12 protein-coding genes are annotated in these 14569 nt (G+C 62.1%); 3 read left to right on the top strand and 9 right to left on the bottom strand.

The window, feature by feature from the left end; all coding sequences use genetic code 11:
• The first annotated feature begins 317 nt into the window (after positions 1-317).
• Positions 318-1904 carry an inorganic phosphate transporter gene (locus FQ705_RS09690; RefSeq protein ID WP_144140208.1) on the top strand — a complete coding sequence of 529 codons (1587 nt, stop codon included), beginning with the start codon at positions 318-320 and terminating at the stop codon, positions 1902-1904.
• A 79-nt stretch (positions 1905-1983) separates the two neighbouring features.
• Here the strand turns inward: FQ705_RS09690 and ppk2 are convergent, their stop codons facing one another.
• Positions 1984-2910: a polyphosphate kinase 2 gene (gene ppk2 / locus FQ705_RS09685; RefSeq protein ID WP_144140206.1), complete on the bottom strand. Its 927-nt coding sequence runs from the start codon at positions 2908-2910 to the stop codon at positions 1984-1986.
• A 161-nt stretch (positions 2911-3071) separates the two neighbouring features.
• On the bottom strand, positions 3072-3470 hold the full coding sequence (locus FQ705_RS09680; protein ID WP_144140204.1) for a VOC family protein: 399 nt from the start codon (positions 3468-3470) through the stop codon (positions 3072-3074).
• A gap of 172 nt (positions 3471-3642) precedes the next feature.
• On the opposite strand from FQ705_RS09680, the gene FQ705_RS09675 reads away from it, so the two are divergent.
• Positions 3643-4677 carry a S1C family serine protease gene (locus FQ705_RS09675; RefSeq protein ID WP_144140202.1) on the top strand — a complete coding sequence of 345 codons (1035 nt, stop codon included), beginning with the start codon at positions 3643-3645 and terminating at the stop codon, positions 4675-4677.
• A 48-nt stretch (positions 4678-4725) separates the two neighbouring features.
• Here FQ705_RS09675 and ggt read toward each other — a convergent pair whose 3' ends face one another.
• The 6 genes from ggt to FQ705_RS09645 all read right to left on the bottom strand — a co-directional run bounded on the left by ggt (position 4726) and on the right by FQ705_RS09645 (position 11578).
• Complete coding sequence (gene ggt / locus FQ705_RS09670; RefSeq protein WP_144140200.1) at positions 4726-6456, bottom strand: gamma-glutamyltransferase; 1731 nt, start codon at positions 6454-6456, stop codon at positions 4726-4728.
• Positions 6457-6678: 222 nt separating this feature from the next.
• Positions 6679-8082, bottom strand: a complete 1404-nt coding sequence (locus FQ705_RS09665; RefSeq protein ID WP_144140198.1) for an MFS transporter — start codon at positions 8080-8082, stop codon at positions 6679-6681.
• 171 nt (positions 8083-8253) lie between these two features.
• Positions 8254-9018: an NTP transferase domain-containing protein gene (locus tag FQ705_RS09660; RefSeq protein ID WP_144140196.1), complete on the bottom strand. Its 765-nt coding sequence runs from the start codon at positions 9016-9018 to the stop codon at positions 8254-8256.
• Positions 9019-9045: 27 nt separating this feature from the next.
• Complete coding sequence (locus tag FQ705_RS09655; protein ID WP_144140194.1) at positions 9046-10065, bottom strand: flippase-like domain-containing protein; 1020 nt, start codon at positions 10063-10065, stop codon at positions 9046-9048.
• Positions 10062-10877 (bottom strand): 2OG-Fe(II) oxygenase, encoded by an 816-nt coding sequence (locus FQ705_RS09650; RefSeq protein WP_144140192.1) that lies wholly within the window; start codon positions 10875-10877, stop codon positions 10062-10064. The genes FQ705_RS09655 and FQ705_RS09650 overlap by 4 nt, the downstream gene beginning before the upstream one ends.
• Positions 10878-10885: 8 nt before the next feature.
• Positions 10886-11578: a CDP-alcohol phosphatidyltransferase family protein gene (locus tag FQ705_RS09645; RefSeq protein WP_144140190.1), complete on the bottom strand. Its 693-nt coding sequence runs from the start codon at positions 11576-11578 to the stop codon at positions 10886-10888.
• A gap of 240 nt (positions 11579-11818) precedes the next feature.
• On the opposite strand from FQ705_RS09645, the gene FQ705_RS09640 reads away from it, so the two are divergent.
• Complete coding sequence (locus tag FQ705_RS09640; RefSeq protein ID WP_144140188.1) at positions 11819-12250, top strand: hypothetical protein; 432 nt, start codon at positions 11819-11821, stop codon at positions 12248-12250.
• A gap of 144 nt (positions 12251-12394) precedes the next feature.
• Here the strand turns inward: FQ705_RS09640 and FQ705_RS09635 are convergent, their stop codons facing one another.
• The gene (locus tag FQ705_RS09635) at positions 12395-14380 is read right to left on the bottom strand and encodes a PhoX family protein (protein WP_144140186.1); all 1986 of its coding nucleotides are present in this window, start codon (positions 14378-14380) and stop codon (positions 12395-12397) included.
• Between the last annotated feature and the right edge of the window lie 189 nt (positions 14381-14569).

Here is a 14569-nt window from a genome sequence, read left to right as displayed (position 1 = left end):
AAACGCTCTTCAAACGGCGTAATCAAAGCCTAGCAAAAAAAGGTCCTGGCGGCTCCTGGCATCTTTTCCTAGCTGAGACGCATAGCATCCCTCAGCCTGCTCGCCGATGCGCAGTTCGACCGTCCCATAGTTTCTTTCGGACGTCTGAGCTTCCGGATCGGCCACTTTCAGAACTTCCGTCCAGACGCCGCGCTGCGAATTTTGCAACGTGCTGCCGCGAAGCCACGCCCCGTCTGGCGTCACGTTATTGTCATCATTACGACATACCGGCCCCGCAGGATCGGTAGTTCCGCGACAAACTTTTCGAGGCACACGCCATGCCGGAACTTTCGTATCCGCAACCGGGAACTGCAAGTCCAAAGGGGCGCAGTATCAGCCTCATCGTTTTTCTCGTCGTGATCGCAGTCGGCGCTGTCTACTGTGCAGTCAATCTGATGGATGACTTGCAGCCCGTCCGGGAAAGCTCGGTTTTACCGTATCTGCTGCTCGGCGTTGCCTTGCTGATCGCGCTCGGATTCGAGTTCGTGAACGGCTTTCACGACACGGCCAATGCGGTCGCCACCGTGATCTATACGCACTCGCTCGCACCGAACGCGGCGGTGGTCTGGTCCGGCACATGGAATTTCCTCGGCGTGCTGACCTCGACTGGCGCAGTCGCCTTCGGCGTTCTGCAACTGCTGCCCGTCGAGCTGATTCTGCAAGTCGGCAGCAGCGCCGGCTTCGCCATGGTCTTCGCGCTGCTGATCGCCGCGATCATCTGGAATCTGGGAACGTGGTATTTCGGCTTGCCGTCGTCGAGTTCGCACACGCTGATCGGTTCGATCATCGGTGTCGGCCTGATGAACCAGCTGATGCATGGCTCGAACGGCACCAGCGGCGTGGACTGGAACCAGGCGCTCGGCGTCGGCAAGTCGCTGCTGTTTTCGCCGCTGGTCGGCTTTCTCGCCTCGGGCTTGCTGCTGCTGATTCTGAAAGCCGTGGTGCGCGTGCCCGCGCTGTATGCCGAACCGAAGGGCAAAGAACCGCCGCCGTTCTGGATTCGCTGCCTGCTGATTCTGACCTGCACGGGCGTCTCGTTCGCACACGGTTCTAACGACGGTCAGAAAGGCATGGGGCTCATCATGCTGATCCTGATCGGCACGGTGCCGACGGCCTATGCGTTGAACAAGGCCGTCACGCCGGAGCAAACGCAAACCTTCCTCGCGGTCGCGCATCAGGCCTCGACGACCCTCGGCAAATACACCCAGGGTGTCGCGTCGCCCGCGAATCCGCGCGCCGAAGTCGAAGCGTACGTCCGCACCCGTCACTTGACGCCGGCCACCGTGCCGGCCTTGCAACAGCTGACCGATCTGATCGGCAATCAGGTCGGCGCATCGGGCTCGATGGCCGCAGTACCGCAAGGCATCGTCGACAACGTACGCAACAACATGTACGTCGCTTCCGAAGCCATTCGCCTGATGGACAAAGCCAAACAGCCGGTCTTCTCGCCTGAAGACGTTAAAGTCATCGACAACTTCAAGGCGCAGACCGATCACGCCACCAAGTTCATTCCGACGTGGGTGAAGGTGGCCGTGGCGATCGCCCTGGGTCTCGGCACGATGGTGGGATGGAAGCGGATTGTCGTAACGGTCGGCGAAAAGATCGGCAAGCAACATCTGACGTACGGTCAAGGCGCCTCGGCGGAACTCGTCGCGATGCTGACCATCGGTGCCGCCGACATGTACGGCCTGCCCGTTTCGACGACCCACGTGCTGTCTTCGGGCGTAGCGGGCACGATGGCGGCAAACGGCTCCGGCTTGCAATGGGGCACCGTGCGCAGCCTGATCATGGCCTGGGTGTTGACGCTGCCGGTGTCGATCGCGCTGGCGGCAGGCTTGTACTGGGTGTTCCGGATGGTGTTCTGAATCGATCGAACGGCATAAAGAAAAAGCGCGGCAGAAGCCGCGCTTTTTTGTTTCCAGGCAGAACAACGCTACGTTGCGATCAATACACTTCAGGCACGATGATCGAAGCCGGCACCGCCTGACGGCTATATTCGTCGTGATACACCCGCGACGGCAACTCGACCGTCGGATGCTCGATCTCGTGATACGGCACCTGGCTCAGCAGGTGATGAATGCAGTTCAGGCGCGCGCGCTTCTTGTCGACGGCCTGCACCACCCACCAAGGCGCCTCGGGAATGTTCGAGCGCTGCAGCATGACCTCTTTGGCCTGCGTATAGGCTTCCCAGCGGCGCCGGCTTTCCAGATCCATCGGACTCAGCTTCCACTGCTTCAGCGGATCGTGGATACGGTTCTGAAAGCGGATTTCCTGCTCTTCGTCCGTGATCGAAAACCAGTATTTGAGAATCTGCACGCCGCTGCGCGCCAGCATCTTTTCGAATTCAGGCACCGAGCGGAAAAACTCTTCGTATTCCTCGTCGCTGCAAAAATTCATCACGCGTTCGACGCCCGCGCGGTTGTACCAGCTGCGATCGAACAGCACCATCTCGCCGCCGGCCGGCAAATGCGACACGTAACGCTGGAAATACCATTGCGTGCGCTCGCGGTTGTTCGGCGCAGGCAGTGCCGCCACGCGGCAGACACGCGGATTGAGGCGCTGCGTGATGCGTTTGATTGCGCCACCCTTGCCGGCCGCATCGCGTCCCTCGAAAATCACCACCAGGCGATGTCCGGTCTGCACGATCCAGTCTTGCAATTTGACCAGTTCGCCTTGCAGGCGGAACAGCTCGCGGAAGTACACCTTGCGCGCTTCGCGATGCTCGGGCGTGAAGCCCTCCGCGCCGTCGATGATGCGGTCGTCCACCTCCATCTCGAGTTCCTCGTCGTAGGCGTCGATGAGGTCTTCCTCGAAACGGCGTTGCCGCTCGGCCATCACTTCGGCTTCAGGTCTGGGATCCTGCTCTTTCATTGCGGCTCTCCTGCAACGGAAATGATTAGGCGCGCGGCGAGAAACGCGACGCGAACGCGTCTGATTATCGAAGCACGAGGTGTCAGCCGTGTTACCGAGGCGACGCCGCGCTTAATGCTGGGGGTTTCTCATGATAGCGAGTTTCAAGCCGCCAACCGTGGCTAACGCAACGGTTTCGCGAAACTGATCTCATGGCCGTCAGGATCGCTGATGTGAAAATAGCGCTCGCCCCAGGGCGCGTCGGACGGCTCGAGCGACGGCTTCAGTCCCGCCGTCAGCGCTTTACGGTATAGCGCGTCGACGTCTGACACGTACAGAATCACGCGGCCCCACCAGTTGACCGGCGCGCGTGAATCGACAATCAGGTTCAGATACGACCCGCCGAACTCGAACGAGGTAAAAGCCTCCTGCGGGCCGCCGAATTTCATCGGAAAGCCGAGGGCTTCGTAAAACAGCACGGCGCGCGGCATGTCGCGCGTGGCAAGCGTGATGGCGCTGAGGGATTCGATCTGCGGCCCGGTGGTCGCCTCAGAGGCGGAGGAATGATCGGTGGGATTCATGACGGTTGGCTCCTTGAAAGGACGCGCATTGAACGCATGTGCTGCACGAGTGACTCGCGGACTATTCCTATGCGAGGCACGGAGCGTGCCCGGTTTTGTCTGCTGCTCAGGGCACTCTTGAAAAATTTGCCGACGCCCCGCATCTGCTTTCCCGTTTATCCGGAGCATCGCCATGGGAAGCCGCCCGCGCTTCATCGATGACCTGTCGCGCGCCGCATCCGACGCACCCGGGCCACATTCACTCGACCCATTATCCGACGTAGCCCTGCTCGACGCCTATTCTCGCACCGTGATCGGCGCACTGGATCGCGTACAGCAGGCGGTCGCCTTCATTTCCGTGGAACGCCGTGTTGCCGGCGAGCCGCCCGGCCGCACGCGCGGCGGCACCGGCTCAGGCTTCCTGTTTACGCCCGACGGCTATCTGCTCACCAACAGCCACGTCGTGCACAACGCCACCCACATTCAGGTGACGCTCGCCGACGGTGCAAAATTCGACGCCGATCTGGTCGGCGACGATCCCGGCAGCGATCTGGCCGTGCTGCGGATCGGCTCGCCCGAACCGCTACCGCACGTCGAACTGGGCCAGTCGTCCAGCTTGCGCGTGGGGCAGATCGCGATCGCCGTCGGCAATCCGCTCGGTCTCGCGCAAACCGTGACAACGGGCGTGGTTTCGGCGCTGGGCCGTTCGCTGCGCTCGGATTCCGGCCGCATGATTTACGACGTGATCCAGACCGATGCGGCGCTCAATCCAGGCAATTCCGGCGGTCCGCTGATCAATTCGGCGGGGCAGGTGATCGGCGTGAATACGGCGATCATCCCGGGCGCGCAGGCGATCTGCTTTGCCACGGCAATCGACACCGCCAAGTGGGTCATCATGCAGATTTTCGCGCACGGCCGTGTGCGGCGCGCGTATATCGGCGTGGCCGGCACCACACGTCCTTTGTCACGGCGTGTGCAGCGTTACTTCGGCCTGAGTTCGGAGAGCGGCGTGTATGTGATGGAGATCGTCAAGGGCAGCCCCGCCGCACTCGGCGGATTGCGCACCGACGACACCGTCATCGCGATCGATGGTCAGCCCGTGCAGGACGTGGATAGCCTGCAGCGCACGCTCGATGCATCGAAAATCGATCGGCCGGCCAACGTGACGGTGCTGCGCGGTGCGCAGCGTCTCGAGTTGAATTTGACGCCGGTCGAACAGGTGAGTTGAGGCGGTGCTTCTGCAGCGAAGCACCGCCCGGGTCGGTCTGACAAGCGCTTACGGGATCACCCGCGTCACACCGCGTCCGCGCGGATCGGCGGCGGCTTCCGGCGTATCGCCGTTCACCTTGATCGCCTGAATGTCGCCGCTGAAATCCTGCCCTTCCAGCTTGTAGCCTTTGGCTTCGATCTGCTTCGCGAGCTCGCCGTCGATCGGCTTATACGGCTCCCAGAAGATCGTGTTCGGCGGCAGCAACTGGTGATGGAAACGCATTGCGGCAACCGCATCCGGCAAGGGCATGTTGAAGTCGTAGACGTTGTTGATCACCTGGAAGATCGACGTGAAGATACGCGAGCCACCGGGCGTACCGATCACGAGCGAGACCTTGCCGTCCCGGGTCAGGATGGTTGGAGTCATCGACGAGAGCGGACGCTTCTTCGGTTCGATCGCATTCGCGTCGCTGCCCACCACGCCGAACATGTTCGCTACGCCCGGCTTCGCGGAGAAGTCGTCCATCTCGTCGTTCAGCACGATACCCGTACGGTCGGCCACCACGCCCGAGCCGAAATAGCCGTTGAGGGTGTACGTGTTCGAGACCGCGTTACCCCATTTGTCGATCACCGAGAAATGAGTGGTTTCCGCTTTCTCCGGCATGCTGGTGCCGAGTCCCGCCTGCACGCTCTTCGTGTCCGACGGTGCGCCCGGATTGACTTCGGCGGCGCGTTTGGCGATATACGCGTCGTCGGTCAATTGCGCCACCGGCACCTTGTAGAAGTCGGGATCGCCGAGGTACTGCGCGCGGTCGGCGAACACACGCTTCTCGATTTCCGCGATCAGATGCACGTATTGCGGGGAATTGAGCGTGACGCCCTTGAAGTCGGGCGCGAGGTCGGCCTTCATTTTCAGCAATTGCACGAGACCGATGCCACCCGAGCTCGGCGGCGGCGCGGTGTAGACGCGATAGCCGTTCCAGTCGGCCTGAACGGGTTCACGCCAGACGGCCTTGTACTGCTGCAGATCGGCCTTCGTGATCAGACCGTGGCCGCGCATCGACGCCGCGATCAGATCGGCGGTCTTGCCGGAGTAGAAGTCTTTCGCGCCTTCATCCGAGATGCGCTGCAAGACAGCCGCCAGATCGGGCTGCCTGAAATTGACGCCCTCTTTCAGATTGCCGAAGTAGGTGTCGAAGTTGGTCTTGCCCGCGAAGTCCTTCGCGGCATCGTCACGGCGTTGCTGCAATTGCGCATCGACTACGAAGCCATCGCGCGCGTATTGAATCGCGGGGGCGAGCACCTGTTTCCATTTGAGCTTGCCGAAGCGGCGTTGCGCCTGCCACATACCGTCGACGGTGCCCGGCACGCCCACGGCGCGATAGCCGAACAGGCTCATGCCTTTAATGACCGCGCCCTTGTCGTCCAGATACATGTTCCTGGTCGCCGCGAGCGGCGCACGTTCGCGATAGTCGAGAAAGTACGGTTTGCCGTCGACGTACAGCGTCATGAACCCGCCGCCGCCAATATTGCCCGCTTCCGGATAGGTCACGGCCAGCGTGAAGGCGATGGCGACAGCCGCATCGACGGCATTGCCGCCTTCCTTGAAGATCTGCTCGGCGGCATCGGCGCTGTATTTATCCGCAACCGCGATTGCGGAGGCGGTGAGTACGGCGGGTTGACCTTTAGGCGCCTTCGCATAGGCCGGTGTGGCCTCCAGAAAGCCGGTCGACACAGAGACGAGTGCAATCAGCGCAAACCCGCTCGCAGACGTTTTAGCGTTGCTCAACCACTTCATTGTTTGTCCCCCGGGACAGCTGTCGTCTGAAAATAATTCAAGCTGCCTTGGGCTGACGACCTGCGGGCGAGTCCCTTGCGTAGCGGCAGATTTTCATGAATAGCCTGCTGCAACGTGTAAAACCGGGACCGGCGGCGCGCGATGCAAAGCTTCCAGCAAACTTGCCACGCTGTGGGTAGCAAGGCGCGTGCCCCACCCTGTAATTTCAGGTGCGGCGAGCGGTTATGCACGCCCGCGACTGCCGCGGGCGATCTCATCGCCAGCACCTTGAGGCAAACGCGCAGTGATCGGAATCGACAGAAAAGAGAACAGACCGACCACGAGAAACGCCGGCCAGAAGTCGGAGAAAACGATGCTCGAATGACCCTGCACGTTATGCGAAATCTGCAGCACGATACCCGCGATGGTCACGCCGAGCCCCAGCGAAATCTGCTGGATGACACTCGCGACACTCGTCGCGCGACCAACGTCGCGGCTTGGAATATCCGCATAGGCCAAGGTATTCAGCGACGTGAATTGCAGCGACGGAAAAAAGCCGCCGAACAGCACGACACACCAGATCAGCCAATGCGGCGTGCCGGGGAAGAACAGGCCATAGATCGCAATCGCGAGACCCGCGCAAGCGGCGTTGAACATCAGCACCGTGCGAAAGCCGAAGCGTTCGAGAATGCGCGAGGCCGCCGCCTTCATGAAGATCGAACCGAACGCCGAGGCACACGTGATCGAGCCGGACTTGAAAGCGGTCATGCCCAAGCCTTCCTGCAAGGCCAGCGGCAACAGGAACGGCACCGCGCCGAGTCCGATGCGAAACAGCGAGCCGCCCACCACGCTTGCGTGAAAACTCGGAATGCGCAGCAAGCGCAGATCGAGCACAGGCAATTCGACGCGGCTCGCATAGAACCAGTAGATCGCGAGCAGCACGGCGCCGATCACACACATGCTGACCGACACCTCGTTTGTCACCAATTCGCCGCCTACCAGCGAAAGCCCCAGCATGAACAGCGACGCCCCGCTCGCGGACAGGATGAAACCAGTCCAGTCGAGCCGGCCCGGATGCGCTTCGCGCACGTTGGCGATATGTTTGTTTGCCAGCCAGATGCCGAGCAGGCCGATCGGAATATTGATGAAGAAGATCAGGCGCCAGTGCAGATACGTCGTGATGAAGCCGCCAAGCGGCGGCCCGACCACAGGACCGAGCAAAGCCGGCACCGTCAGATAGTTGACCGCACGAATGAAGTCCGACTTCGGCACCGAGCGGAAAATGATGATGCGTCCCACCGGCACCATCATCGCGCCGCCGATACCCTGGACGAAGCGCGCCACCACGAAGGTGCCGAGCGAAGTGGAAGCCGCGCACATCAGCGAGCCGGCCATGAAGACGCCGATGGCCGTGCGGAACACCGTGCGCGAACCGAAGCGGTCCGCGACCCAGCCGCAGATGGGAATGAACACGCCGAGGCCGATGACATACGCAGTCACGGCCAGCTTGAGGGTGATGGGGTCCTGACCGAGATCGCGTGCCAGCACCGGCAGCGACGTCACGATGACCGTGCCGTCCACGTTCTCCATGAACATCGCGCACGCGACGATGAGCGGAACAATGAAGGTGCCTAAAGCGAGAGGCATTGGCATGACGACGGGTGGCTAGGCCGTCGATGTAAAGCGTCGATTATGGCATCGCGTCGGCGATATGGGGCGCTGCTCGGGGCCGGAAAAGCAATGAGCCGGCATCGAGCCGGCTCATGGTGAAGCGTCGTCCCGCGAAAACTGCGGGCGGCAGGACTCAGCGCCGGGTTATTAGCGCGACGCGCTGACCAGCGGTTGCAACTGCGGCAGAATTTCGGCCGTTGCGCGTGCTACGTCGTTCGGGAAGTCGATTTCGATCCACGGCGCGCCGGTCACGTCGGCGGTGTCGAACACCTGGCTGCGTTCGAGCAGCAGGTCGCGCACCGCTTCTTCGTGCGGCATGTTGGATCGGCCGCTGTCTACGTAGCCGGCCACGATCTGCGCGAAACGTCGCGCGGTTTCTTCGCGGAACCGGAAGAAGCCGACCGACTCGCCGATGGTGTCGTACTCGAGATTGACGGCCAGCTGCTTGCGCAATTCGACCGGCACGCCGTCTTTCAGACATAGCTTGACGGGTTCGTCGCCGGCTTCGAAGTCACGGTCGATCAACAGACGGTTCACCGATTCGCCCGCCACCAGTGCGTTCAGGATGCGCTCGTCGTACAGCACGTCGGCGTCCATCACCAGCACGTCGCCACCACGCGTCAACGCATCGGCCACCGTGTGCATCGTCAGCACGCTGCCCAGATCGAAACGCGTATTCAGCACGGTTTCAACCGGATGCGGCCAGTTGATGCGTTCCAGTTCCGCCTGCACGGACTCCGGCTGGAAACCGAGCGCCAGCACGACGTCTGTCACACCAGCGGTTTCAAGCATCTGCAGATGCCGCTCGAGCAGGCTCATGCCGTCGAACTGCAAGAGGCACTTGGGGAACTGAGCCTGCGGCGGTTGCTGGAGACGCAGGCCGAGGCCCGCTGCGAGGATGATGGCACGCATGCGCAGTCCTTTGAAAAAATACGGAAATTAATCGACGACCGGCACGCGCCCAGTGGCGCGCCGCCGTTGCCAGCTTCGTTCGGTGAAGTGCAAAACCAGCAGGCCCGGCAAGCCTAACAGGATTTCCCGCGCGCGTTTAGCGAGCGACAATGCCAGCGCCGCATCGGGCGGCAAACCGACCATCGGCGCAAGCAGCAGATAACCGCCTTCCTGCACGCCGAGCGAGCCCGGAATCATGAAGGCCGCGCCACGGATGGCCTGCCCCAGGCTTTCGAGCAGCAAGGCGTCGACCCAGTCGACCGGATGGCCGAGAAAGCGCAGCGCGAGCCATACCTCGACCGTGCCGACGATCCAGCCCAGCAGACTGAACGCGAAACTCGCGGCCACCCGGCCACGTTCGCGATACAGCGCCTCGACGGCGGCGTCGACGGCTTCCGCACGGGTGGCGAGAGCCGACCAGTCGCGCTTGCCGAACATTCTTGAGACCACGCCGAGCAGGCGGCCGAACAGGCCGCGCCGTTGCGCATAGTAGAAGCCGGCGATCATCAGGCCGAGCACGCCCGTGGCGATCAGCGTGGCGGTTCGCAAATCGTGCAGTGCGCCGTGCGCCGCGTACGCGCCGAACAGCAACAGGCCGGCCAGCGCGAAAATGATCTGCCCGAGCGCCTGCATGGTCGTGCTGACCGTGATCGACGCGGCCGCGTCGCGCATGCGCATGCCGCGCTGGGACAGTTGCCGCACCATCACGACCGGGCCGCCGATCTGGCCGGCCGGCAGCAGACTATTCACCGATTCGCCGATCCAGCGGGCGAACAGCGCGTCGCGCAAGGTCAGATCGTGATGCACGCCGTCACGGCGACGATGGAACAGCACCGAGATCGCAGCCGCGTCCAGCGCGAGCGGCACGATGTGAAACACTGCCACCAGCGCGAGGCCCCAGCCCGCTGCGAGCAGCGTCGACGCGACCGAGCCGAAACCCTGCCAGGCCAGCAGGCCGACAAACAGCGCCGTCCCGATCGACAGCAGAATCAAAGCCGCGCGACTCATGCGCGATCCTTGCCGCGCGCGGTCATCTGGCGAAACACCTGGCGGAACCCGAAGTACGCAATCGCGTCCTTCATGTTGGAGATGAAGCGGCGCCACGGCCGCATATTCGGGTCGGTGACATATTCGAACGTAAGCGAGACGCGCATTTCGTTCGCGCTGGCCGGCGTAATGCGGTGGCGCAGCTTGTCGCCGTCGAAAAATACCAGGCCGCCCGGCGGGATCTGCACCGAGCCCGGCTGATCCGGCACATCCGGATTGCGTGTGTGCAATTCGTAGTCGAGCCGGCACGACGATTCGTCGATCACGCCGAGCAACACGGTGTAGCGGCGACCGTCATAGTACGAAGTATCGTAGTGCCAGCCGATGTGGTCGCCAGCCCGCGTGTAGTAGTAGAGCGCGTACGCGTGCGGATCGTCGACGGGCGAAAGCTGCAGCTTGTCGCCGCTCATCTGCTCGAGCCAGCCGATCAGTTCCTTTGAGCGATACAACTCGGCGATGAACGGCGCGAGGCGGTCGATGGTGTGACGGCTCACGCTGCCGCCCTGCTTGTGGCCCGGCAGATAGTTGCGGTTCACTTCGTCGAGCAGGCCGCGGGCGCTGCTGACCAACTGCGCCGTGACTTCGGGGGCCAGAAAATCTTCCAGGTACAGGAACGCGCCTTGATCGGCGAAATCTTTGCGCAGACGCGGATTGTCGAACGCGCGGGTGCGGCTCGCGACCGCGCGGTCGGCGTTCGGTGCTGCCGGTGAAGCGGCTTTGGATTGCTCGACGGACACGGGGGCGATCACGTCGTCTTGGGCGGGCGTACTCATGTCCTGACTCACACTCGACTGGCTTCCGGCGCGACGGCTGCCGCAACCGGCGACAGGCTGGCCGTACGGCGCGCCACGCGCCAAAAATCGATCACGACCCACAGCGCGAACAGCGGCGCGCCGATCGATGCGATCACGACGAACGGCATGACCACGCTGGTGAGCGTGACAATCGGCAGCAGGTACAGCACGTCTTCGGTTTCGAAACCGCCGACCGACGCCTGCCTCGTGCCCGCCTTGCCCGCCATTTCCTCGATCCGCATGCGCAAGAAAAAGATCAGGGCAATCGCCACGCCAGCCATTGCGCCAAGCCAGCCCGGCGCGACTTTCAATGCGCTCGTCTGCGCAGCGCCAACCCCCATGCCCATGCCAATGAACAAGGTGATCGTCACGATCCCGTCGCAGGCGAGGTCGTAAAAATGACCGATCCGGCTCGACTTGCCGCCGATGCGCGCGAGTTCGCCGTCCGTATGATCGACAAAGTTCGACAGCACGATCAGGAAGGCGCCCGCATTGGCCCAGGCAAAGTCGCCGTGAGCCAGACACAGCGCGCCTGCGAGCCCGATCAGCAAACGCAGGGTAGTCAGATGGTTTGGGGTGACCCACGTGTTCACGAGCGGAGTCACGAGGCGGCGGGCGAGCCGCGCGTCCCATGTTCTGGGCGGCGGAACGTTGATTGGAGTTTGGGGTCGCGAATTCATAACCCGGAAATATATACGGGATCGAGAAACATTGCTTTCTTCCCGCACGTTTCTTTGAGATTCGCACGTTACCGCGCTATGCTTTCGGCCGAGCAAAATTTGCTGAATCGATATAAAGTGCCAATCCAGTTGCGTCTGTCGCGTGGGTTCGTTTCGATGCGCAACGTTTTTCGGATCCCGGCGCCTTGCCGCCGCCCGTTGCGAACTCACTACATCGAACTCAGGCCGCTGTTCACGCTTATGAAACGCCTTTTTTGCTCTGCACTCCTTGCGCTACTCGCCGCCCTGCCGCTGACCAGTCACGCTGCATCGCTCGACACGCCGCTCGCTTGCAATGAAAGCGGACACCAGTTCATTGCCGACCTCGCTCAACAACAACTGATCGACCCGAAACCGACGCGCGTGGAGAGCAATTCGATCAACGCTTTTTCGCCGGCCCAGGGCGCCGCGATGACCGCGTACGGCTTTCGTGTATTCGCGGTGGTCGGCTACGAAAAAGATGATCCGATGTTTCGTGTCGGCGACGGCGACCCGGTCGCCAGTTCGGCGTATGGCGTGGTCGTGTTCGGCAGCGAAGCCAAGGTGAAGGCCGCTGTGACCGCAGCGGGCAGCACGGCCATCGTGCATCACGTCGCGCCGCTGATTACGGCGATTTTTTGCAAGCGGAGTTGAGGCGGGTTACTGCAAGCCGGTCCCGGCAAGTGGTGGCGGCAGATCGACCATTTTGCGCCGATGCCGCGGGGGAAACCGCAAATTATCGCGAGATTCCCCCGAGTCGGCGCCTCGGCCGGATGGCCTATGCCATGCCCTTGATTCTTACAACTTCACCGCCGCCGGATCTGCCGTCAGATACCCCACCGACGCCCCGAACCGATCCTTGTAATTCGCGCGGACCAAGGGCTCCAGTGCATCCTTCAGCGCCTTCGTATGCTGACTGCCCCAATCGCCGGCGTGCTGGAAGTTACTCATGATGTAGGTCCAACCGTTCAACTCGTCGACTGCATGCAACCCCGTCGATTCAGCGCCCGCCGGCGTCGATAGCAGACGCGACAGTTGCTTCGTGTCGACGTTATAAGCCCACAAAAAATTGTTCACGTGATAACCGCTGTCCTCGCCGATGAAGAGCGTGCGCAGCTTTTCCGAGAACTTCAGGTTGTCGGGGTTGGCGACACGCTCCGGATCGGCCAGATTGCCGAGCGCGTCGGCGGCCGGCAGGTCCTTGCCGACCAGTAAGGCGCTCGTATGCACAGGCACCCACTCGCTGTTGATCGCCGCGCCCTGATCGTCCTTCTGGCCGCCGGCAAGCTTGTGTTGAAGCACGCCGCCTGCATTGATCGCGGCATCGACTGAAATGTTGCTCTCCGCGTTCCAGCCCTTCGAACTGCCCTTCACCATCGAATCGACGATGTTCTGCAGCGCCGAGTACGCGACCTTGTCCTTGATGTTGACCGTCGTGCCTTCCATCTTCGTGAAACCCATGCTGCCGCCCGCGAGATACGCGTAGCGATGCGTTTCCAGGAACGCGGCGACCTTGTCCTTGCCGTCCATGATCCTGACCCACTGCGCGACGCCGCTCGCGAAAATCTTCTTGTAGCGGGCGTCGGCCGGATCGCTCCATTTGACGTCGATCACATCCTGCGGACGATTCGATTTGGCCATCGCCTCGACTTCCGCGCTCGTCGCGTGACCCAGCTTGAGCCACTTCAAATCGGCGCCTGCCGCCGCGGGATCGACCGAGAAGCCCGCGCCCACCTTGGCCACATACAGGGTGCCGGCCGACAGGTCTTTCTCGTTGTCCGCGACGAACATGAAGAGGCCGCTGTTGGTCGCGTCGTCGCCCATCAGCACGGTGCGGTTGTCCGGCATTACCTGCACCAGTTCGTGCGAAATGCGCCCGAGGCAGTAGTGCTTGTTGACCGTGCCGGTACCGTCGGCCTTGACCGTGATCTCGGGCAAATGACCGTAAAGGTAGGGATTGAAGGTAGTGCTCGTGTTGCCGTGCAGGTTGTCGTTGAACGCCTTGTATTGCGCGAGATTGCTCGAACTCGTGGTGAACGCGTCCGGCTCGTATTCCTCACTCGACAAATGCGTGTTCCACGGCGACAGACTCGCCCCGCACGTAATCCACAACCCGTTCGCCGGCGACGTATCCACGTTGTGATATTTGACGAGCGTGAGCTTGCCCGTCGCGGCGTCCTGATCGAGTGTCAGCACCGCGATGGGCGAAGGCAGGCGGCCATACATGCTCGTGCCGGATTGCGCCGACGTCGTGTATTCGAACTGGACCACGGCGAACACGGTGTTGCCTTTCACGCCGGCCACTTTCGCGCCGTCGATCTTCAGCAAGGACGTGCCATCCGGCGAATCCGAAAAGAACTGGCGGCGCTGTGCGGGCACCGAATCGTCGTAGATCGGCTGATTGTCGATATTGAAGTAACCGCCGGCGAGCACCGTGCCTCCCTTGCCGTCCGGCACCAGGTCGCCAGTCATGAAGAACGGTTGATAGGCGAGCTTGTAGGCCTTTTGCGAGCCATCGGAGTACGACACCGTCAGGGCCGAACCGACGGCCGTGGTGGCCATCTGCGCGGGGTCGGCCAGCGACGGCGCCGCCATGCTGGAGAACGACGCCGCGCTGAAATTCGCGACCGGCGTGGCGGGCGTAGCCGGCGCCGCGGCCAGTTCGTCGCCACCACCGCAGGCGCTCAGCATCGACGCCGTGGCGAGGCCGCCTAACGGCAACATGGGTGCGCCAGCGAGAAGTTTCAGGGCCTTGCGGCGGGAAAGGTCGAAGGGCTCGGCCATGTTGTCGTGATCCAGAGTTTGAGTAGTGTGGGTGGATGCACAGTCGGCACGCACTCAGACCCAAACCGGATGGTTCACGCTCGCGCCGCTATGACGCGAGGATTCTATGAAGTGAATATGAAAGTATATTGACAGTGATTAGTAATGTTTACCCGAGTGTCAAAGGTCGCCTGCCGGTCTTCACGGCTG

Source organism: Paraburkholderia sp. BCC1884, assembly GCF_900996225.1.
In the GTDB taxonomy this organism is placed as follows: Bacteria; Pseudomonadota; Gammaproteobacteria; order Burkholderiales; family Burkholderiaceae; genus Paraburkholderia.
The sequence above is the reverse complement of the archived record's forward strand: the minus strand, read 5'-3'. Positions and strand labels throughout refer to the sequence as shown.